General features: G+C 65.5%; 17 protein-coding genes. 10 read left to right on the forward strand and 7 right to left on the reverse strand.

Features of this window, described 5'->3' with window-relative positions; all coding sequences use genetic code 11:
- The 9 genes from PQ457_RS06175 to PQ457_RS06215 are packed head-to-tail and all read left to right on the forward strand — an operon-like array spanning position 1 to position 10,951.
- Positions 1–243 (forward strand): HypC/HybG/HupF family hydrogenase formation chaperone, encoded by a 243-nt coding sequence (locus tag PQ457_RS06175; protein WP_273618858.1) that lies wholly within the window; start codon positions 1–3, stop codon positions 241–243.
- Positions 240–1,367: a hydrogenase formation protein HypD gene (gene hypD, locus PQ457_RS06180; protein WP_273618859.1), complete on the forward strand. Its 1,128-nt coding sequence runs from the start codon at positions 240–242 to the stop codon at positions 1,365–1,367. Before PQ457_RS06175 ends, hypD begins: the two co-directional genes overlap by 4 nt.
- On the forward strand, positions 1,364–2,401 hold the full coding sequence (gene hypE, locus PQ457_RS06185; protein ID WP_273618860.1) for a hydrogenase expression/formation protein HypE: 1,038 nt from the start codon (positions 1,364–1,366) through the stop codon (positions 2,399–2,401). Before hypD ends, hypE begins: the two co-directional genes overlap by 4 nt.
- Before the next feature lie 11 nt (positions 2,402–2,412).
- The gene (locus PQ457_RS06190) at positions 2,413–3,903 is read left to right on the forward strand and encodes a sigma-54-dependent transcriptional regulator (RefSeq protein ID WP_273618861.1); all 1,491 of its coding nucleotides are present in this window, start codon (positions 2,413–2,415) and stop codon (positions 3,901–3,903) included.
- The gene (locus PQ457_RS06195; protein ID WP_273618862.1) at positions 3,900–4,970 is read left to right on the forward strand and encodes a sensor histidine kinase; all 1,071 of its coding nucleotides are present in this window, start codon (positions 3,900–3,902) and stop codon (positions 4,968–4,970) included. Before PQ457_RS06190 ends, PQ457_RS06195 begins: the two co-directional genes overlap by 4 nt.
- Positions 4,967–5,995 carry an NADH-quinone oxidoreductase subunit B family protein gene (locus tag PQ457_RS06200; RefSeq protein WP_273618863.1) on the forward strand — a complete coding sequence of 343 codons (1,029 nt, stop codon included), beginning with the start codon at positions 4,967–4,969 and terminating at the stop codon, positions 5,993–5,995. The genes PQ457_RS06195 and PQ457_RS06200 overlap by 4 nt, the downstream gene beginning before the upstream one ends.
- A complete protein-coding gene (locus PQ457_RS06205; RefSeq protein WP_273618864.1) occupies positions 5,992–7,461 on the forward strand; it encodes a nickel-dependent hydrogenase large subunit in 1,470 nt (489 codons plus the stop codon). Before PQ457_RS06200 ends, PQ457_RS06205 begins: the two co-directional genes overlap by 4 nt.
- The gene (hypF, locus tag PQ457_RS06210; protein ID WP_273618865.1) at positions 7,461–9,704 is read left to right on the forward strand and encodes a carbamoyltransferase HypF; all 2,244 of its coding nucleotides are present in this window, start codon (positions 7,461–7,463) and stop codon (positions 9,702–9,704) included. The genes PQ457_RS06205 and hypF overlap by 1 nt, the downstream gene beginning before the upstream one ends.
- Positions 9,701–10,951 (forward strand): DUF3422 domain-containing protein, encoded by a 1,251-nt coding sequence (locus PQ457_RS06215; protein WP_273618866.1) that lies wholly within the window; start codon positions 9,701–9,703, stop codon positions 10,949–10,951. Before hypF ends, PQ457_RS06215 begins: the two co-directional genes overlap by 4 nt.
- A gap of 33 nt (positions 10,952–10,984) precedes the next feature.
- Here PQ457_RS06215 and PQ457_RS06220 read toward each other — a convergent pair whose 3' ends face one another.
- From PQ457_RS06220 to PQ457_RS06250, 7 genes are all read right to left on the reverse strand, one after another.
- Positions 10,985–11,683: a cupin domain-containing protein gene (locus PQ457_RS06220; RefSeq protein ID WP_273618867.1), complete on the reverse strand. Its 699-nt coding sequence runs from the start codon at positions 11,681–11,683 to the stop codon at positions 10,985–10,987.
- 5 nt (positions 11,684–11,688) lie between these two features.
- Entirely contained in the window at positions 11,689–12,846 is a 1,158-nt protein-coding gene (locus PQ457_RS06225; RefSeq protein WP_273618868.1) for an amidohydrolase, read from the reverse strand.
- A 13-nt stretch (positions 12,847–12,859) separates the two neighbouring features.
- A complete protein-coding gene (locus PQ457_RS06230) occupies positions 12,860–13,354 on the reverse strand; it encodes an Lrp/AsnC family transcriptional regulator (RefSeq protein WP_168602688.1) in 495 nt (164 codons plus the stop codon).
- Positions 13,355–13,368: 14 nt separating this feature from the next.
- The gene (locus PQ457_RS06235; protein WP_273618869.1) at positions 13,369–14,757 is read right to left on the reverse strand and encodes an aminotransferase class III-fold pyridoxal phosphate-dependent enzyme; all 1,389 of its coding nucleotides are present in this window, start codon (positions 14,755–14,757) and stop codon (positions 13,369–13,371) included.
- A gap of 74 nt (positions 14,758–14,831) precedes the next feature.
- Positions 14,832–15,899 carry a tartrate dehydrogenase gene (locus PQ457_RS06240; protein ID WP_273618870.1) on the reverse strand — a complete coding sequence of 356 codons (1,068 nt, stop codon included), beginning with the start codon at positions 15,897–15,899 and terminating at the stop codon, positions 14,832–14,834.
- A gap of 5 nt (positions 15,900–15,904) precedes the next feature.
- Positions 15,905–17,365 carry an NAD-dependent succinate-semialdehyde dehydrogenase gene (locus PQ457_RS06245; protein WP_273618871.1) on the reverse strand — a complete coding sequence of 487 codons (1,461 nt, stop codon included), beginning with the start codon at positions 17,363–17,365 and terminating at the stop codon, positions 15,905–15,907.
- Positions 17,366–17,368: 3 nt separating this feature from the next.
- The gene (locus PQ457_RS06250; RefSeq protein WP_273618872.1) at positions 17,369–18,223 is read right to left on the reverse strand and encodes a GNAT family N-acetyltransferase; all 855 of its coding nucleotides are present in this window, start codon (positions 18,221–18,223) and stop codon (positions 17,369–17,371) included.
- Positions 18,224–18,461: 238 nt separating this feature from the next.
- On the opposite strand from PQ457_RS06250, the gene PQ457_RS06255 reads away from it, so the two are divergent.
- Positions 18,462–19,931, forward strand: coding sequence for an aldehyde dehydrogenase family protein (locus PQ457_RS06255; protein ID WP_273618873.1), 1,470 nt, complete (start codon positions 18,462–18,464; stop codon positions 19,929–19,931).
- Positions 19,932–19,961: the final 30 nt, after the last annotated feature.

Raw genomic sequence — 19,961 nt, forward strand, 5'->3', positions numbered from 1 at the left:
ATGTGCCTTGCGATCCCCGCGCAGGTGGTGGAGTTGTTGCCCGATGGCATGGCCACGGTGTCGGCGGGCGGCATCACGCGCTCCGTTTCGGTGGCGCTGGTCGATGATGTGGCGCTGGGCGATTATGTGCTGCTCCATGTCGGCTATGCACTGCACAAGATCAGCGCGGAGGAGGCCGAGGCCACGCTGAAAATGATGGCCGAGGCGGGGTTGATCGAGGAAGAATTGGGGGCCGGACAATGAAATATGTCTCCGAATTTCGCGATCCGGCGCTGGCGCAAAGCCTTGCCACGGCCATCGCGCGCGAGGTCGATCCGGCGCGCTCTTATGCCTTCATGGAATTTTGCGGCGGGCATACCCATGCGATCTTTCGCTATGGGGTGCAGGATCTGGTGCCGTCCAATGTGCGCTTTGTGCATGGGCCGGGGTGTCCGGTCTGCGTGCTGCCGATGCGGAGGCTGGACGATGCGCTCGAACTGGCCGAGCGGCATGGCGTGATCCTGGCCACCTATGGCGACATGATGCGCGTGCCGGGCAGCGGGCGGCGATCCATGCTGACGGCGCGGGGCGCGGGGGCCGATATCCGCATGGTCTATTCGCCGCTCGATGCGCTGGCGCTGGCGCGGGATAATCCGGGGCGGCAGGTGGTGTTCATGGGCATCGGCTTTGAAACCACCACGCCCGCCACAGGCATGGCCATCCTGACCGCGCGGGCGCAGAGTCTGACCAATTTCAGCGTGTTCTGCAACCATGTGCTGACCCCGCCTGCGATGGAGCATGTGCTGGCGGCGCCCGGCATTGCGCTGGACGGGTTTCTGGGGCCGAGCCATGTTTCAACGGTGATCGGCGCGGGGGCCTATCGCCCGCTGGTGGCGCAATATGGGCGGCCGATGGTGATCGCCGGGTTTGAGCCTCTGGACGTGCTGCAATCGGTGCTGATGCTGGTCCGGCAGGTGAATGAGGGGCGGCGTGAGGTTGAGAACCAATATTCGCGCGTTGTGACCGAGGCAGGCAACACGCGGGCGAAGGAGGTGATCGAGGAGGTCTTTGCCCTGCGCGAGACATTCGAATGGCGCGGTTTGGGCAGCGTGCCGCGCAGCGCCCGCGCGATCCGGCCCGAATTGGCCGATTTCGATGCCGAGGCGCGTTTCGCCATCAGCGAGAAGCAGAGCCGCGAGGTCAAATCCTGCGAATGCCCCGCCATCCTGCGCGGGGTGAAACAGCCCAAGGACTGCAAATTGTTCGGCAAGGCCTGCACGCCCGAAACGCCGATGGGGGCCTGCATGGTCTCCTCGGAAGGCTCTTGCGCGGCCTATTACACCTATCGTCGCGCCGAAACGATGGCAGAGATGGAGGCCGCAGAATGAGCACCATCCTGCGCCCCGGCGCTGCCATCGAAATGGCCCATGGCGGGGGAGGCATGGCCACCACGCGCCTGATCCGCGAGATCTTCGCCCGCCATTTCGCCAACCCCATCCTTGATCAGGGCCATGACGCGGCCCGGCTCACCCTGCCGCATGGCCGGATGGTGATGAGCACCGACGCCCATGTCATCAGCCCGCTGGAATTTCCCGGCGGCGATATCGGATCGCTGGCCGTGCATGGCACGATCAACGATGTGGCCATGGGCGGCGCGGTGCCGGTGGCGCTCTCGGCGGCGTTCATTATCGAGGAGGGGCTGCCGCTTGAAACGCTCGACCGCATCGCGGCCAGCATGGGCGCGGCGGCGCGCAAGGCGGGCGTGCCCATCGTCACGGGCGACACCAAGGTGGTCGAGCGCGGGGCGGCCGATGGCCTGTTCATCACCACGACCGGCATCGGCATCATCCCCGAAGGCATTGAAATCGCGCCCGAACGTATTGCGCCGGACATGGCGATCCTGCTGTCGGGCACGCTGGGCGATCATGGCGTGGCGATCCTCAGCCAGCGGCAGGGCTTGGCCTTTGGCACCACCATCGAGAGCGACAGCGCGGCGTTGCATCGGATGGTGGGCGATATGCTGGCGGCGGTGCCCTCGATTGCCTGCCTGCGCGATCCCACGCGAGGCGGGCTTTCGGCCACGCTCAACGAACTGGCGGAGGCGGCGGGGGTGAGCATGGTGCTGAAAGAGGCGGCGATCCCTGTGCGGCCCGAAGTGGCAGGGGCGTGTGAATTGCTGGGCCTTGATCCCATCCATATCGCCAATGAGGGCAAGCTGATCTGCATCTGTCCGGAGGAACAGGCCGAGGCGGTGCTGGATATCATGCGCGCCCATCCCGAAGGGCGCGAGGCGGCGCGGATCGGCACGGTGGGGGCATCCATGCCCCCCGGCACGCCCGGATTGCTGCGGATGGAAACGCTGATTGGCGGGATGCGCGTGGTCGACTGGTTGGCGGGTGAGCAATTGCCCAGAATCTGCTAGAGGGCTGGTTTATGACGCAATCCGCCCTGCCAACCATCCTGATCGTCGATGACGAGATCCGCAGCCTTGAATCCCTGCGCCGCATTCTGGAGGATGAGTTCGAGATCCTGACGGCCTCCTCGACGCGCGAGGCCGAGGAGATGCTGTCCCAACATTGGGTGCAGGTGATCCTGTGCGACCAGCGCATGCCCGAGCGCAGCGGGGTGGAATTCCTGACGCTGGTCAAGGAGCGCTGGCCCGATGTGATCCGCATGATCATTTCGGGCTATGCCGATGCGCATGACATTATCGACGGGATCAATCAGGCGGGCATTTTCCAATATGTGACCAAGCCCTGGCATCCCGACCATCTGCTGCTGACGCTGCATTCGGCCTGCCGCCTGTTTCAGCTTCAGCGGGAAAACGAATTGCTGGCGGTTGAATTGCGCATGGCCCCCAAGGCCGCCAGCGCGGTGGTGGACAAGCGCAAGGCGCAGGTGCGCCGAGCCTATGATTTCAACGACGGCATCGTGCGCGCGGCGGGCAGCCCGATGGATGACGTTTGCGGCGCGCTGGCGCAGGTGGCGCCCTTTGACGTGCCGGTGCTGCTGATCGGCTCGTCGGGCACGGGCAAGGAACTGGCGGCGCGGGCTTTGCATTATGGCTCGCTGCGCTGGAACAAGGCGTTTGTGGTGGAAAATTGCGGCGCCTTGCCCGACGAATTGCTGGAAAGCGAATTGTTCGGCCATAAAAAGGGCGCCTTCACCGGGGCGATCGACGACCATATCGGCCTGTTCGAACGCGCCGACGGCGGCACGGTGTTCCTCGACGAAATCGGCGAGGTCAGCCCCGCCTTTCAGGTCAAATTGCTGCGCGTTTTGCAGGAAGGCGAGATCCGCCCGCTGGGCCATGGGCGCACGCGCAAGGTGGATGTGCGCATTATCGCGGCCACCAACCGCGATCTTGAACAGGAAATGCGCGAGGGTCGGTTCCGCGCCGATCTGTTCTATCGCCTTGCGGGCATGATCGTGCGCCTGCCCGATCTGAAGGACCGCCCCGGCGATCTGCCCGTGCTGGTGCAGACCCTGCTGGACCGCGCGATGGGCAGCATGGGCAAGCGGGTGCAGGGCGTTTCCGACGAGGCGATGGCGCGCCTGTCGGCCTATGGCTGGCCGGGCAATGTGCGCGAGCTTCAGAATGAGATCCAGCGCATGCTGGTGCGCGGGGTGGAGGGGCGCTGGCTGGGGGTGGATGTGCTTTCGCCCCATATTGCCGCGCCCGCGCGCCCTTTGGCCGAGGAGCCGGTTGAGACCATGGCCGGTCTGGGCGACCTGACGGGGGATCTCAAGGAACGCGTCTGCGCGATGGAGGCGCGGATCATCCGCGAAACGCTGATCCGCCACCGTTGGAACAAATCGCAGGCGGCGCGTGAACTGGGCCTCTCGCGCGTGGGGCTGCGGGCGAAACTTGAACGTTATGGGCTGGAGAATGTCCACCCGCTGCGTGGGGCTGTCGGCCGATGATGGCGCCGGGCGGCTTTGACAGGTTTGGCGGCGACAGGTTCGATGGCCGGTTCGATCCGTCCCATGTCGATTGTCCGCATGATCCGGTGCAGGAATTTGCAGCTCTTGCCGATCTTGGCATGAATGGCGAGGATATGTGGATCGATGTCATCCGCAAGATGGATGATGTCTATGCCGATCTCGTCGCCAGCCAGACCGCGCTGGAGGAGCGCAATGTCGCGCTTGAACGCACATTGGCCGAACTGGACGCGGCCCATCGCAAATTGCGCCAGACCCAGCAGCAATTGCTGACCAGCGAGAAGATGGCGGCGCTGGGCCGCCTGGTGGCGGGCGTGGCGCATGAGCTGAACAATCCGATCAGTTTCGTGTTCGGCAATATGTATGCCCTGAAACGCTATGGCGGGGCGATCACGCAATATCTGGCCGCGATTGACGCCGGGCGGGGCGGGGCCGAACTGGCCGCCCTGCGCGAAAAGCTGAAAATCGACCGCGTGCTCTCCGACATCGGCCCCTTGGTCGATGGCACGCTGGAAGGGGCCGAGCGGGTGCGGGACATCGTGCAGGACCTGCGCCGCTTCTCCGCCAGCCAGCGCGAGCCGCTGGAAAGTTTCAACCTTGTCCGACTGGTGCATACAGCGGCCGATTGGGTGCTGAAGGCGCTGCGCGATCCGCCCGAACTGGACTGCGATCTGCCCGAAAGGATGGAGATTTCCAGCCGCAAGGGACAGTTGCACCAGATCCTCGTCAATCTGGTCCAGAACGCCGCCGATGCGTTGCGCGACCGCGAGGGCGGTGTGATCCATATTTCCGCCGCGCAGGAGGGCGACACCATCGCGCTGTCCGTGGCCGACAATGGGCCGGGTGTGGCGCGCGATCATCAGGACAAGATCTTCGAACCCTTCTTCACCACCAAGCCGATCGGCGCGGGCACGGGGCTGGGCCTCTATGTTTCCTATACGATGGCGGGCAAATTGGGCGGATCGCTCGACTATGCCGATGCGCCCGGCGGCGGGGCGGTGTTCACCCTGCGCCTGCCGCTGGCGGGGCCGGAAGGGGGCGAGGAATGACCTATCCCGCCGGAACGCCTACGCGTCCGCTGCGCCTGATCTGGCTGCAATCGGGGGGCTGCGGGGGTTGCACGCTCTCCCTGCTGGGCCAGCAGGAGCCTGATCTCGTCACCGCCCTGCGCGCCGCCCATGTCGAGGTCCTGTGGCACCCCTCGCTCTCCGAGGCGACCGGGGCGGAGGCGCGCGCGATCCTTGACGCCGCTGCCGATGGGACGCAGCCGGTCGATATTCTCTGCCTCGAGGGATCGGTCATCCACGGCCCGAACGGCACCGGCGGCTTTCACCTGATGGCGGGCACCGGGCGGCCGATGCGTGACATGATCGGCGCGATTGCCGCCCATGCGACCCATATTATCGCGGTCGGCTCCTGCGCGGCCTTTGGCGGCATCACGGCCGGGGGCGGCAATGCGGTGGAGGCGGGCGGGCTTGCCTATAACGGCACGCGGGCCGGCGGCTTGCTGGGCGCAGGGTTTCGCGCGCGGGGCGGATTGCCGGTTATCAACATTGCCGGTTGCCCGATCCATCCGGGATGGTTTGTCGACACGATCCTGCAACTGGCGGGCGGCACCCTGTCCGCCGCCGACCTCGACGAATGGGAGCGCCCGCTGGCCTATACATCGCAACTGGTCCACCACGGCTGCGCCCGCAACGAATATTATGAATTCAAGGCCAGCGCCGAGGAACTGGGCGACCTTGGCTGCATGATGGAAAACCTCGGCTGCAAGGGCACGCAGGCGCGGGCCGATTGCAACACGCGGGCCTGGAACGGGTCGGGTTCGTGTCTGACGGGGGGATACCCCTGCATCAACTGCACGGCGCCGGGTTTTGAAGAGCCGGGCCACAGTTTTTCCGCCACGCCCAAGATCAGCGGCATCCCCATCGGTCTGCCCACCGATATGCCCAAGGCGTGGTTCGTCGCGCTGGCCAGCCTGTCCAAGGCCGCAACGCCGCGCCGGTTGAAGGAAAATGCCGCAAGGCCCACCCCCGCCATCCTGCCGCGCGACCGGCGCAAGGAGGGCGCATGAGCGAGAAACCATCGCGCCTGATCCTTGGCCCGTTCAACCGGGTGGAAGGCGATCTTGAGGTGCGGCTCGACATCGCGGGCGATCATGTCGAGGGCGCGCGCGTCACCTCGCCGCTCTATCGCGGGTTTGAGGCGATGCTGGTGGGCCGGCCTGCGGCCGACGCGCTGACCTATGCGCCGCGCATCTGCGGCATCTGTTCGGTCTCGCAAAGCGTGGCGGCGGCCCGCGCGCTGGCCGGGGTGCGCCCCGCCGGGCTGGAGCGGCGCCTGCCCCCCGCCAATGGCCAACATGCGATCAATCTGGTCCATGCGGTGGAAAATATCGCGGACCATATCACCCATTTCTATCTGTTCTTCATGCCCGATTTTGCCCGTGCCACCTATGCGGGCGAGCCGTGGCACGAGGCGGCGGCGGGCCGTTTTACCGCCCTGAAAGGCAGCGCGGCAACCCAGATTCTGCCTGCGCGTGCTGGCCTGATGAACATGATGGGCGTGCTGGCGGGCAAATGGCCGCATACGCTCTCTATCCAGCCGGGCGGATCGACGCGGGCCATCACACGGGCCGAACAGGCGCGGCTGCGGCTGATGCTGGCGGGTTTTCGCAGCTTTTGCGAAAATACCCTGTTTGCCGCGCCGCTGGAGGCCGTGGCCGCGATTTCCAGCCGCGAAGCGCTTTACGATTGGGCGCAGGGGCGCGGGGGCGATTTTGCCCATTTCCTGAAGATCGCGCAAAGGCTCGATCTGGCCCGATCCGGGGTGACGCGCCTGCGCCATATCGCGTTCGGCGCCTATGCGGGCGGAGATGGGCCGCTGTTTCCGCGCGGGATGTTTGATGCCGGGATCGGGGCTGCGGGGCCTTTGCCCATCGGCGCGATCACCGAGGATGTGTCCCACGCATGGTATGCAGGCGAGGGCGGCGCCCCGCGCCATGCCGCCCCCACGCCGGACATGAGCAACCCGGATGCCTACAGCTGGTGCAAGGCCCCGCGCCTTGGCGGAAATGTGGCCGAGGTGGGCGCCTTGTCGCGGCAATTGGTGGCGGGCCATCCGCTGCTGCGCGATTATGTGGCGCGCGACGGGGCCAGCGTCGAGGCCCGCGTGGTGGCGCGCGTCATCGAGGTGGCGCTGGTGGTGATGGCGATGGAGCACTGGATCGCCGCCATCGACCCTGCCGCGCCCTTTCAGGACACGCGCCCGCGTCTCGACACCGGCGATGCCATGGGCCTGACCGAGGCGGCGCGGGGGAGCCTTGGCCACTGGCTGCGGCTGGATGGCGGGCGGATCAGCCATTATCAGATCATTGCGCCCACCACATGGAACTTCTCGCCCCGCGATGCGCAAGGGGTGCCGGGGCCATTGGAACAGGCGCTGGTCGGCGCGCCGATCCGCGCGGGTGAAACCGAGCCGGTCTCGGTCCAGCATATCGTGCGCAGTTTCGATCCCTGCATGGTCTGCACGGTGCATTGATGTCGGCATGCGGGCGCAGCATCCGCGTGCGCGGCACGGTGCAGGGGGTGGGTTTCCGCCCCTTCGTCTGGTGTCTGGCGCAAGAACTTGGCCTGACGGGCGAAGTGTCGAACGATGGCGAGGGCGTGCGCATCGCGGCATGGGGCGATGATGCCGATCTTGACGAACTGGCGCGCCGCATTCGGGACGAGGCGCCGCCCTTGGCCCGCGTGGCGGGCATCGAGGTATGCGATGCGCCGGTTGGTCAAGGCTGGGGCGCGTTCCGCATTGTCGAAAGCGGGCAGGGCGCCACCACCACCGCCATCCCGCCCGATGCGGCGACTTGCCCTGCCTGTCTGGCCGAAATCCGCGATTCCGCAGAGCGACGGCACGGCTATGCTTTCACCAATTGCACCCATTGCGGCCCGCGTCTGACCATCGCCCGCGCCATTCCGTGGGACCGGGCGCAGACCAGCATGGCCGATTTCCCCATGTGCGAAGCCTGCGCCGCGCAATATGGCGATCCGGCGGACCGGCGTTTCCATGCCCAGCCGATTGCCTGCCCCGTCTGCGGCCCGCGCCTGTGGATCGAGGGGGGCGAGGGAGAACCCATCGCGGCCGCCGCGCAATTGCTGCGCAGCGGGGCGATTGTGGCGATCAAGGGATTGGGCGGGTTTCATCTGGCCTGCGATGCCATGAATGCGCGGGCGGTGGCGGAATTGCGCCGCCGCAAGGCCCGCGATGCCAAGCCCTTTGCGGTGATGACCGCTCGGCCGGAGGACTTGTGCGAGGTCAGCGCCCCGGCACGCGCCTTGCTGGAAAGCGCGGCGGCGCCGATTGTCCTTTTGCCTCGCGTGGCCGATGTGCCTGATGCGCTGGCCCCGGATCAGGATCATCTGGGCGTGATGCTGCCCGCCACGCCTTTGCACCATTTGCTGATGGCCGAATTTGGCGGGCCTTTGGTGATGACCTCGGGCAATCGGTCCGACGAGCCGCAGGTGATCGGCAATGCGCAGGCGCGTGAGGCTCTGGCCGGGATTGCCGATGCCTTTGTGATGCATGACCGGACAATCGAAAACCGGCTGGATGACAGCGTTCTGGCCATGGACGAGGCGGGCGCGCCGATCCCCATCCGGCGGGCGAGGGGATATGCGCCCGCGCCCATCGCTCTGCCCTTTGATGGCCTGCCTCCGGTGCTGGCCTGCGGGGGGGAGCTGAAGGCGACCTTTGCCCTGATCCGTGGCGGCGAGGCGATGGTCGGCCCGCATATCGGTGATCTGGAGCAGGCGGCGGCGCTGGGGGATTATCGCGCGATGCTCGATCTCTATCGCCGCCTGTTCGATTTCACGCCCCGGATTGTCGCGGTCGATGCTCATGGCGGCTATCTTTCCACCCAGATGGGTGAGCGCATCGCGCAGGAAACGGGCGCGGCACTGGTTCGCGTGGCGCACCATCATGCGCATATGGCCGCCTGTATGGCCGACAATGGCATGGCTGATGGCGAGTATGTAGGCCTGTTGCTCGACGGGTTGGGGCTGGGGCCGGATGGCGCGCTGTGGGGCGGCGAAGTGCTGCGCGGCGGTTATCGCGGGGTCGAGCGTGTGGGCGGTTTCGCGCCGGTGCCGCTGATCGGCGGGGCGGCGGCGATGAAGGAGCCGTGGCGCAATCTGCTCGCCCATTTGCGCGCGGCATTCGGGGCCGATTGGCGCGCGGCGGCGGGGTCTTTATTACACCATCTGCCCGAGGAACCCAAGTTGCGCTTGGCCGAAAGCATGATCGACAGCGGCACGAATTGTCCGCCATGTTCATCGGCAGGTCGGTTGTTCGATGCGGCGGCGGCGGCGCTGGGCATCCACCCCTTGCGGATCAGCCATGAGGGGCAGGCGGCCATGGCGCTCGAAGCCTTGGCCCGGCCCTTTGACGAGGCGGCGTGGGATGTTGCGCCTGCTCTGGAATGGGGCGGATTGTGGCGGGCGCTGCTGGGCGATCTGGACGCAGGCGTTGCGCCGGGGCGGATTGCGGCGCGGTTTCATGCCACGCTGGCAAGGGCATTGGCGCATCACGCGGCTTTGGCCGGCGCGCCGGGCGGCCATGTCGTCCTGTCGGGCGGGGTGATGCAGAACCGGGTTTTGCTGGCCGCGCTGCGCCGGGAAATCCGCGCGCGGGGCATGGTGCCGGTGGCCCACAGACAGGTGCCGGCCAATGATGGCGGCCTGTCGCTGGGGCAGGGAATAATCGCCGCGTTAAGGGGGAGTGGAGAATGAGGCTCGACGAACATCCGCTGCGGCGGCAGGTGGTGGGCGAGATGCATCTGCGTCGCTGGCCCGCGATCCATGCGCCGACGCGGATCCTTCAGGTGTTGCGCCTGGTCTCGCCCGAGGAGCGGGCGGGGCAAAGGGCGATGCTGGAAAATCTGCCCATCGGCGGGCGGCTGAATCAATCGGACAATCCGCGCCATGCCGAGGGCGAGCTTGGCCCCGGTATTTCCTTTGTCTGGGAACAGCACAGCGAGGCCTGCGGCATCACCCTGTTCATGCACGAACCCCATGCCGACCCAGCGCAGGCGCTGGCATGGATCGAGCGTTTTCCCGGACAGGCCATCCGCGCCACGCGCATCCATGTGGTTGAAAATCAGGCGCAGGCGCGCGACCTCTTGCCGCAGATGGGCTTTGTCGGGTCCGATCTTGTGTCCTGCATGATCGGCGTGTCGGGCGTGCGGCTGTGGTCGGATTTCCGCATCGGGGCCGAGGGGCTGGGCATTGCGCTGGTTTCGGCCAATGGCGCGGCGCCCGCCGACCTGGCGCGCCTGTTGCAGCGGTTTCAGGAACTGGGCAATTACCGCAATCTGGCGCTGATGGGTCTGCCGATGGCGCAGGCCTATTGGCCCCGGCTGGACGCGGCCGAGGCGACCTTGCGCGAACTGGCCGCCGATGTGGCCAATCCTGATACGACCGATGATGCGTTGCTCGAACGGGTGTCGGTGCTCAGCCTCGATCTCATGTCGCTTTCCACCGAGACGCATTACCGGATGAGCGCCACCGCCGCCTATGCCCAATTGGTGGAGGAGCGATTGGCGGGCCTGATGCCGCGCGCCATTCCCGGCCATCCCAGCCTTGAGGATTTTACCCAGCGCCGCCTGCTGCCCGCGATCCGCACCACACAGGCCTATTCGCGGCGGCTGGAGGATTTGACGCAGCGGGCGGCGCATTTCACATCGCTGCTGCGCACCCGCGTCGAAACCCGCATCGAGAACCAGAACGGGCGCCTGCTGCGATCCATGGAGCGGTCATCCAGCCTGCAATTGCGGCTGCAGCAACTGGTCGAGGGCCTCTCGGTCGTCGCGCTCAGCTATTATGGCATCAGCCTGATCGGCTATATGCTCAAGGCCGCCGAGCATCGCTTTGAACATTTCCCGGCGGCCGAGATCATGGGCGTGATGGTGCCGCTGGTGGTGGTCGGCATGTGGATGGGGCTGCACCGGATGAAGGCGCGGGTATTGGGCGAACATTGATCGCCCAATACCCCACCCAAAACCCGGCGGCCCTTACTTGGGGCGATAGATCGCAAAGATCTTGGTCACGTCCTCGCGGCTTTCCCAACTGCACTGGGCGTTCTGTTCGACCATGAACAGGTCGCCCTTGCGGAACGTGCCCTCGCGGCCTTCCTCGTCGATGAAGGTCACGCTGCCGTCGAGCAGATACATTAGTTCGAAATGGCGATAGGGCATCGCGCGGCGGTGATAGGGGGTGGAATCCCAGACACCGACCATGAACTCGCCATCCGTCGAGAGGAACTGCGTGTGATTATGGCATTGCGGCGTGGGGCCGATCAGCAATTCGGCCAGAGGCGCGCCGGAGGGCACGCGCTGCGTCGTGGGGTCGATGGCGGTGACGCCTGCCGCTTCGCCCGCGCCGCCGGTATAGCGCATGGTGACGACGCGGGCGTTTTCGGCGGCCCAATCAAACGCTTGCGGGCCGGACAGGACGAGGCTTTCGCCCTTGGCCAAAGTGTGCGTTTGACCTGCGGCAGTGATCGTGGCCACACCCTCGGCCACGATCAGCATTGTGTCGCCGGTTTGCGTCTGCGCGCTGCCGCTTCCCGCAAGCAGGCAGGCGTGCATTTCCACCGGCCCGCCGCGCAGGGGCAGCAAGGCGGCATCTGCGCCAAACGGGTCCGCGCCCGGTGTGGCGGTTTGGGCAAAGGCGTCAAGGTCGATAAAGGAGGGGCATGTGGTCCGGTTCATGGCAATCACTCCTGCGGGGCCAGCCAGTGCCGGGCCAGCGCGAGATGGAGACGCAGGCCGGTTTCCAGCACGGCGTCGTTGAAGTCATAATGCGGATTGTGCAGCGGGGCGGGGCTTTCCCCCACGCCTTGCCCCAGCCAGATATAGGCGCCGGGGCGGACCTGCAGCATGAAGGAGAAGTCCTCGGACGTGGCGGCGGGTTCGGGCGCGCGGTGGGCCGTGCCGACGATGGCCGCGATGGTCAGCGCATCCTCGGCCGCGTCCGGGTCATTGATGGTGGCGGGATAGTAGCGGTCATAGTCCAGTTCGGCGCTGACCTCGAAACCGGCCTCGATCCCGGCGATGATCTGGCGCATCCGCTCTTCGATCCGGTCCTGAACGGCGGGGTCGAATGTGCGCACTGTGCCCGCCACCATCGCCTCGCCGGGGATGACATTATGCGCGTGGCCGCCGTGGATCTGCGTCACGGACAGGACGGCATTGGCGCTGGCCGGCGCGTTGCGGGCGATGATCGTGTTCAATTGCTGCACCAGCGATGCGGCGGCCAGCAGCGTGTCATTGGTGTCATGCGGGACGGCCGCATGCCCGCCACGCCCGCGCAAGGTGATGTGGAACTTGTCCGCCGCGCCCATGATCGCGCCCGCGCGCGTGGCAATCGTTCCGGCGGGCAGGGCGGGCCAGTTATGCAGCGCATAGACCCGGTCGCAGGGGAAGCGCTCGAACAGGCCATCCTCGATCATCGCGCGCGCGCCGCCTTGCCCTTCCTCGGCAGGCTGGAAGATGAAATGGACCGTGCCGTCGATGCCCGAAGGATCGGCGGCCAACGCCTGGGCCGCGCCCAGCAGCATCGCCATATGCCCGTCATGGCCGCAGCCGTGAAAGCATCCCTCATGGCGGCTCGCATAGGGCAGGCCGGTTTTTTCATCGATAGGCAGCGCGTCCATATCGGCGCGCAGGCCCACGGTGCGTGAACTCGATCCATGGCGCAGAACGCCCACCACGCCGGTGCCGCCGATGCCCTCATGCACCTCCAGACCCGCCGCGCGCAGCGCATCGGCAATCACCCGCGCGGTGCGATGTTCGGCAAAGCCCAGTTCCGGGTGGGCATGGATATCATGGCGCAGCGCCACCAATGGCGCCAGCAGCGCAGCTATGTCCGTCATGGTCTGAAGGCCCTTAAACCGAATTGCCGAACAGGCTCTGGATCGGGAAGTGATGTTTGATGAAGGGCGATTTGATCACGACATAGGAGAAATATTTCTCGATCCCGTAATCGCTTTCCAGCATCCCTTCGATGATCGACTGGTAATGCGACACGCCGCGCGTGACGAATTTGAGCAGATAGTCATAGCCGCCCGAAACCAGATGGCATTCGACGATCTCGTCCAGTTTCACGATCCGGCTTTCAAAGCGCGAAAAGTCGCCGCGCCGGTGTTCCGAGAGCGTGACCTCGGTGAAAACCGTCAGAAATTCGCCCAGCTTCCCAAGGTTGAGATGGGCCCCATAGCCGGTGATATAGCCCGCCTGCTCCAGCCTTTTTACCCGCGTCAGGCAAGGGCTGGGCGAGAGGCCCACCGCATCGGCCAGTTCTACATTGGTGACGCGCCCGGCCTGTTGCAGCTTGGCAAGGATCTTGAGATCGATGCGGTCGAGTTTGGGGCCGGGCATCATGGGGCGTTTTCCTCTTATTGGCCGATTGCGGAGCGAATATCGGCCTGATCCAGCAATTGGTCGAGCGTCAATTGCACACGGTCGAAAATGATGTCCATTTCCTCGGGCGTGCAGGTCAGCGCCGGGGCAAAGCCGATGACCGCATTGGCAAAACAGCGCACGATCACGCCATTGTCCCAGGTCATCTGCGAGAGGCGATCGCCCAGCGCCAGATCGGCGGCAAAAGGCGCCTTGGTGTCCTTGTCGGCCACCAGTTCGATCGCGCCCAGCAGCCCGCGATAGCGCACATCGCCCACCAGAGGATGGCTGCGGATCGCCTCCATGCGCGCGGCGAAACGTTCGCCCACCATCACGCCATTGGCCAGCACGCCGCCCTCGCGATAGAGGCGCAGCACTTCCAGCCCCACGGCGGCGGCCACCGGATGGCCCGAATAGGTGCCGCCATGGCCCACCGGCAGCGGGCTGGCGTCGGCAATCGCCTGATAGATATGGTCGGCCATGAACAGCGCGCCCATCGGGGCATAACCGGCGGTCAGGCCCTTGGCGGTAGTCATGAAATCGGGGGTCACCCCCTCAGCCTCGCAGGCGAACAAAGGCCCGGTGCGCCCAAAGCCGGTGATGACCTCATCCACCAGCAGCAGGATGCCAAGCCGGTCGCAGGCTTCGCGGATGGCTTTGAGCCAGCCCACCGGCGGCACGATCACACCGCCGCTGCCCTGAATGGGTTCGCAGCAGAAGGCAGCAACCTTGTCAGCGCCGATTTCGGCCACCTTTGCCTCCAGCGCCTCAATGGTGCTGGCGATCACGGCGGCATCGTCATGGCCATTGGGGTGGCGATAGGGATAGGGCGAGGCGATATGGTGCTGCCATTTATAGGGCAGATCGAAACCGCGATGGAAATTGGCCAGCGCCGTCAGGCCGGCCCCGGTGGCCGAGGAGCCGTGATAGCCCCATTCCAGCGCGATGAACTCTTTCTTGTCCGGTTTGCCGATGGCGTTGAAATAGTGGACGATATAGCGCACCGCGCTGTCCACCGAGTCCGAACCGCCTTGGGTGAAATAGACGTGGTTGAGGCCTTCGGGCGTCAGCGCGGTCAATTCTGCCGCCAAACGGATCGTCGGCTCGCTGGCAAAGTGGAAATAGCCCGTGGCATAAGGCAGGCGGCGCATCTGATCGGCGGCGGCCTCGACAATGCTGTCCTGTCCATAGCCGACATTGACGCACCACAGACCGGCAAAGCCGTCGATGACGCGCTTGCCTTCTATATCGGTCAGCCACATGCCGTCCCCGCTGGCCAAAACGCGCGCGCCATGCGCCTCGTGGCCACGGAAAGAGGCCACCGGGTGGATCAGGTGATCGCGGTCAAGGTCGATCAGCGAGCGATTGGTCAGGGTTTCGGTCATGAGGCAAACCTATGCTAGCGGTTCAGGCGTGTTGCGCCAAACAGGGGCAGGGGTGCGGCATTTTATGCCGTGGTTCAGCCTATGGCTGCGGAAATCGCCTTGCCGCATTCCACGGTGTTGGCGCTTCCCTTCAGATCGCCGGTGCGGCCCGTGGGGGTGGAGAGCACATCCTCGATGGCGCGCATGATGCCCGCCGCCGCTTCTGCCTCGCCCAGATGTTCGAGCATCATCGCGGCCGACCAGATCTGGCCCACCGGATTGGCAATGCCCTTGCCCGCAATGTCGGGGGCCGAACCATGGACGGGCTCGAACAGGCTGGGGTGTTCGCCGGTGGGGTTGATATTACCGCTGGGCGCGATGCCGATCGTGCCGGTGCAGGCCGGGCCAAGATCGGAGAGGATATCGCCGAACAGGTTCGAGGCCACCACAACGTCGAAACGCTGGGGGTTCATCACGAATTGCGCGGTCAGGATGTCGATGTGATATTTGTCATGGGCGACATCGGGATATTCCTCGCCGATGGCCTCCACGCGCTTGTCCCAGAAGGGCATGGTGATGGCGATGCCGTTCGATTTGGTGGCGCTGGTCAGGTGTTTGCGCTCGCGCTTCTGCGCCAGGTCGAAGGCAAAGCGCAGCACGCGGTCAATGCCCTGGCGCGTCATCACGGTTTCCTGAATGACGATCTCGCGCTCGGTTCCGGCAAACATATGGCCGCCGACGCTGGAATATTCGCCCTCGGTGTTTTCGCGCACGACCCAGAAGTCGATGTCGCCCGGTTCACGCCCGGCCAGCGGACAGGGCACGCCCGGCATCAGACGCACCGGGCGCAGATTGACGAACTGGTCATATTCGCGGCGGAATTGCAGCAGGCTCTGCCACAGCGAAATGTGATCAGGCACCGTTTCGGGCCAGCCCACCGCGCCAAAGAAGATCGCATCGGGGCGGCCGATTTGCTCCTTCCAGTCCTCGGGCATCATGCGGCCATGCCGGGCATAGTAATCGCAATCGGCGAAATCATGCACTTGCAGGTCCAGCCCGAAACCGTAACGGCTCGATGCCTTTTCCAGCGCGCGCAGGCCCTCGGGCATGACTTCCTTGCCAATGCCGTCCCCGGCGATGACGGCGATCTTGTAATTGCGCATGGGTCTTATGCCCCCAATTCCAGCCCGCCGATGTGGAAGGCCTTGGTTTCCAGATATTCCTCGATGCCCTGCTGTCCGCCTTCGCGGCCAAGGCCCGATTGCTTGACGCCGCCAAAGGGCGCCATTTCCATCGCGATCCCGCCGGTGTTCAGCGCGATCATCCCGGCCTCCAGCGCCTCGGCCACACGGAACGAGCGCGACAGGTCGCGGGTGTAGAAATAGGCGGCAAGGCCATAGGGCGTGTCATTGGCCATCTCGATCGCCTGCCGTTCGCTGGTAAAGCGGAACAGCGGGGCCAGCGGGCCGAAGGTTTCTTCCGAGGCCAGACGCATGTCAGGGTTCGCATCCCCGATGATGACCGGGCGGACAAAGCGATCATCACTGCGGCCCTTGCCCTGGCCAAGGATCTTGCCGCCCTTGCCCAGCGCGTCTTCCAGATGGGCCGAGACCTTTTGCACGGCGGCGGCATTGATCAGCGGGCCGACCGTCGAGTCCGGCTCCATCCCCGGCGCGGCATTCAACCCGGCGACCGCGGCGGCCAGCTTTTCGGCAAAGGCGTCATAGATTTCGTCGGCCACCAACAGGCGGTTGGCGCAGACGCAGGTCTGCCCGGCATTGCGGAACTTGCTGGCCATCGCCGCCTTCACCGCCAGATCAAGATCCGCATCGGCAAAGACGATCAGCGGCGCATTGCCGCCCAATTCCATGCTGGTCCGCTTGACGGTCTTGGCGCATTGTTCAAGCAGCAGCGCGCCCACGCGCGTCGATCCGGTAAAGGACAGCTTGCGCACCAGCGGGCTGGCCGTGATGGCCGCGCCAATCGCGGTGGGCAGGCCGGTGACGATGTTGATGACGCCCGCCGGAAAACCTGCGCGGATCGCCAGTTCGCCCAGCGCCAGCGCTGTGAAGGGCGTCATTTCCGAAGGCTTGATCACCACCGGGCAACCGGCGGCCAGCGCGGGCGCGCATTTGCGGGTGATCATCGCGGCGGGGAAATTCCACGGCGTGATCGCCGCCGAAACACCCACCGGCTCGGTCAGCACGATGATGCGGCGGTCGCGCTCGGGCGAGACGACATTGCGCCCGCCCGTGCGGCGCCCTTCCTCGGCAAACCATTTGATGAAGCTGGCGGCATAGCGGATCTCGCCCTGCGCTTCGGCCAGCGGCTTGCCCTGTTCGGCGGTCATAATCCGCGCCAGATCGTCCAGATTGGCCAGCACCAGCGCATGCCATGCCTCAAGCAGAGCGCAGCGTTCGCCCGCCGTGCGCGCGCGCCACGCGGGCCATGCGGCGCTGGCGGCGGCAATGGCCTCCTGCGTGTCATCGCCTGTGCAATCGGGCACCGCGCCCAGCACCGCACCATTGGCCGGGTCCTTCACCGCCAACGCATCGCGCGAGGAGGCGCCAAGCCATTGTCCGCCGATCAGCGCGGCCTGCTTCAAAAGGGTCGAATCGGAAAGTTGCATGGTTTACCCCAGTGCTTGGGTGGTGAGAGCAAAGAGCGTGGCATCGCCCGTGGTTTTCGGCAGAGGCCCGCGCGCCATCATGCGGACCGTATCGACGCGGGGCAGACCAAGGCCTTCCAGCCATGGCGAAAGTCCGCTTTCCCCGGTCACGTCGAGGCGGGTGAAATTGCCCGCATTCTGGGCCAGCCAGTGCAGGATCAACGCCTTGGCGCCATCGGCATCGGGCGCCACCACAGGCGCCACCGACCATCCCCGGCCAAACCGGCGCAGCAGGGCAAAGCCGACGGGAATATCGTCATGGGTCAGAACCACCGTGCTGTCCTGCGCGGTCAGGGCGCGCATCATCGCATGGCGGTCGGTGCCGGTGGCCTTGCTGTACAATTCGCCCGGCGTCTGTTCGGACGAGCCGAGCGGACGGATGCGTTCGCCGCTGCGCAGCGCGGCCAGCGGGGCCAGCGGGATCGTGCCCTGATGCTGGTGCAGCGTGCCGATATCGACAAAGCCCAGCTTTTCGTAAAGCGGCGCGCCCTCGACCGTGGCCTGAAGCAGCACGGTCCGGTTGCCCAGATGGTCGAGCATCGCCTGCATCAGCTGGCGGCCATAGCCTTTGCCCTGATGCGCATCATCGACGATCACCATGCCCAGCGTCGCGGCATGGTCGCCATAGGGAAAGCCGCAGATGGTGCCGATCACCTCTCCGTCCACCTCGGCCACGATGCCATGGCCCAGCGTCAGGAACAGCGCCCAGTCCTCTTCACGATGCGGCCAGGAGAGCGCACGCGACATCTCGACCGCGCGCTCGACATCCTCATGCCGCATCGCCCGAAACTTTACGTCGCTGGTCACCAGCTCGCCCATCGCCGCACTCCTTTCCTTTGCCCCGCCAACCGTATTGGTGTGTCGGCGCATCCAAACGAGGGGGTGATGCGCCAGTCCTGATAATGGGTTAGCCCCGCGCGAATGGAATAGGCTGCCGCCTTATGCACAAGATCAGAAGATTATGGCGTTGAGCACCCCGCTTTGCCCAGTCGATTCTGCCGCACCGCAATAGTCTTGCCCCCAGAACCCCCAAAGAACCACTGCGGAGCCATGCCCGATGACAATTGCCTTCAACCCCGATTCCATCAGGCCCGATCTGGCGGCCAATTTCATCGGTGGGCGCAAAATTCTGGGCGCCGGCGCGGTGTTCGATGTGTTGCGGCCCTCTGACGGCGCCTTGCTGGCCCCGCTGCATTGCGCGGCCATGGACCAGATGAGCCAAGCGGCAGAAGATGCCGCCGCCGCGCAGAAAAGCAGCGGATGGGGCCGGATGGACCCGCGCGCCCGCGCCCGTATCCTGCATCGCTGGGCCGATGCGATTGACGCCGACCGCGCGGTTCTGGCCCCGCTCGAGGCGGTGGGCTCGACGCGCACCTTGGCCGAGATTTTGGCTTGGGATCTGCCCTATACCGCCGAATGCATCCGCTTTTTCGCCGAATTTGCCGATAAGCATGGCGGCGAGGTAGGCGCGACAGCCGATGACCGTTTTGGTTTCACCGCCAATGAACCCTATGGCGTGGTGGGCGCGATTGCGCCGTGGAACCTGCCGCTGGTGATGGCGGCGTGGAAACTGGGCCCGGCGCTGGCGGCGGGCAATGCGGTGGTGCTCAAGCCTTCCGAACTGACGCCCTTCTCGGTGGTGCGTCTGGCCGAACTGGCTGTGCAGGCGGGGGTGCCTGCGGGCATCTTCAACGTGGTGCAGGGCATGGGCCATGACATTGGCGACGGCCTTGTCCGCGCAGAGCAGGTGAGCAAGGTCAGCTTTACCGGATCGACCGCCACGGGCCGTGCGATCATGAGCGCCTGTGCGGCCACCGGGCCGAAACCCTGCACGCTCGAACTGGGCGGCAAAAGTCCGCAGATCATCTTTGCCGACGCGGATATGGACAAGGCCTGCGCGATTGTCGCCCGCGCGATCACCTTGAACGCCGGTCAGGTCTGCGTCGCCGGATCGCGCCTGCTGGTGGAGGCCGGCGTGGCCGATGAAGTGACCGAGCGCATCGCCGCCCTGTTCCGCGCCCACCGGTTGGGCGAAACATGGGCCGATGGCACAACCATGGGGCCGATCGTTTCGGAAAAGCAATTGGCCGGGATCGACGCCATCGTCCAAACCGCCCGCGCCGAGGGCGGCGAGGCGATCACGGGCGGCGCGCGGATCGAACGGGCCGGAACTTTCTATGCCCCCACGCTGATTGCGGGGCTTTCCGCCGACGCCACTGCGGTGCAGAGCGAGATCTTCGGCCCGGTGCTGACGGTGCAGAGCTTTGCCGATGAGGAGGAGGCCTATGCTCTGGCCAATGGCACGCGCTATGGTCTGGCCGCTGGCGTGCATACGCAAAACCTGAGCCGTGCGATCCGCGCCACCCGCGCGCTGGAGGCGGGCACGGTCTGGGTCAACCGCTATGGCCGTTCGGATGATTTCATCCTGCCCACCGGCGGCTTCAAGCAATCGGGGCTGGGCAAGGATCTGGGGCGCGAGGCCTATCTGGCCAGTTGCAAGAGCAAGACGGTGCTGATCGGGCTGTAACGAAAAGGGGGCAAAGGTTTGATGCCTTTG

Source organism: Novosphingobium humi, from assembly GCF_028607105.1.
GTDB lineage: Bacteria > Pseudomonadota > Alphaproteobacteria > Sphingomonadales > Sphingomonadaceae > Novosphingobium > Novosphingobium humi.

Coding starts and splice junctions, on each gene's coding strand:
- PQ457_RS06175 (WP_273618858.1), top strand. CDS start 1: ATGTGCCTTGCGATCCCCGCGCAGGTGGTGGAGTTGTTGCCCGATGGC.
- hypD (WP_273618859.1), top strand. CDS start 240: ATGAAATATGTCTCCGAATTTCGCGATCCGGCGCTGGCGCAAAGCCTT.
- hypE (WP_273618860.1), top strand. CDS start 1,364: ATGAGCACCATCCTGCGCCCCGGCGCTGCCATCGAAATGGCCCATGGC.
- PQ457_RS06190 (WP_273618861.1), top strand. CDS start 2,413: ATGACGCAATCCGCCCTGCCAACCATCCTGATCGTCGATGACGAGATC.
- PQ457_RS06195 (WP_273618862.1), top strand. CDS start 3,900: ATGATGGCGCCGGGCGGCTTTGACAGGTTTGGCGGCGACAGGTTCGAT.
- PQ457_RS06200 (WP_273618863.1), top strand. CDS start 4,967: ATGACCTATCCCGCCGGAACGCCTACGCGTCCGCTGCGCCTGATCTGG.
- PQ457_RS06205 (WP_273618864.1), top strand. CDS start 5,992: ATGAGCGAGAAACCATCGCGCCTGATCCTTGGCCCGTTCAACCGGGTG.
- hypF (WP_273618865.1), top strand. CDS start 7,461: ATGTCGGCATGCGGGCGCAGCATCCGCGTGCGCGGCACGGTGCAGGGG.
- PQ457_RS06215 (WP_273618866.1), top strand. CDS start 9,701: ATGAGGCTCGACGAACATCCGCTGCGGCGGCAGGTGGTGGGCGAGATG.
- PQ457_RS06220 (WP_273618867.1), bottom strand. CDS start 11,683: ATGAACCGGACCACATGCCCCTCCTTTATCGACCTTGACGCCTTTGCC.
- PQ457_RS06225 (WP_273618868.1), bottom strand. CDS start 12,846: ATGACGGACATAGCTGCGCTGCTGGCGCCATTGGTGGCGCTGCGCCAT.
- PQ457_RS06230 (WP_168602688.1), bottom strand. CDS start 13,354: ATGATGCCCGGCCCCAAACTCGACCGCATCGATCTCAAGATCCTTGCC.
- PQ457_RS06235 (WP_273618869.1), bottom strand. CDS start 14,757: ATGACCGAAACCCTGACCAATCGCTCGCTGATCGACCTTGACCGCGAT.
- PQ457_RS06240 (WP_273618870.1), bottom strand. CDS start 15,899: ATGCGCAATTACAAGATCGCCGTCATCGCCGGGGACGGCATTGGCAAG.
- PQ457_RS06245 (WP_273618871.1), bottom strand. CDS start 17,365: ATGCAACTTTCCGATTCGACCCTTTTGAAGCAGGCCGCGCTGATCGGC.
- PQ457_RS06250 (WP_273618872.1), bottom strand. CDS start 18,223: ATGGGCGAGCTGGTGACCAGCGACGTAAAGTTTCGGGCGATGCGGCAT.
- PQ457_RS06255 (WP_273618873.1), top strand. CDS start 18,462: ATGACAATTGCCTTCAACCCCGATTCCATCAGGCCCGATCTGGCGGCC.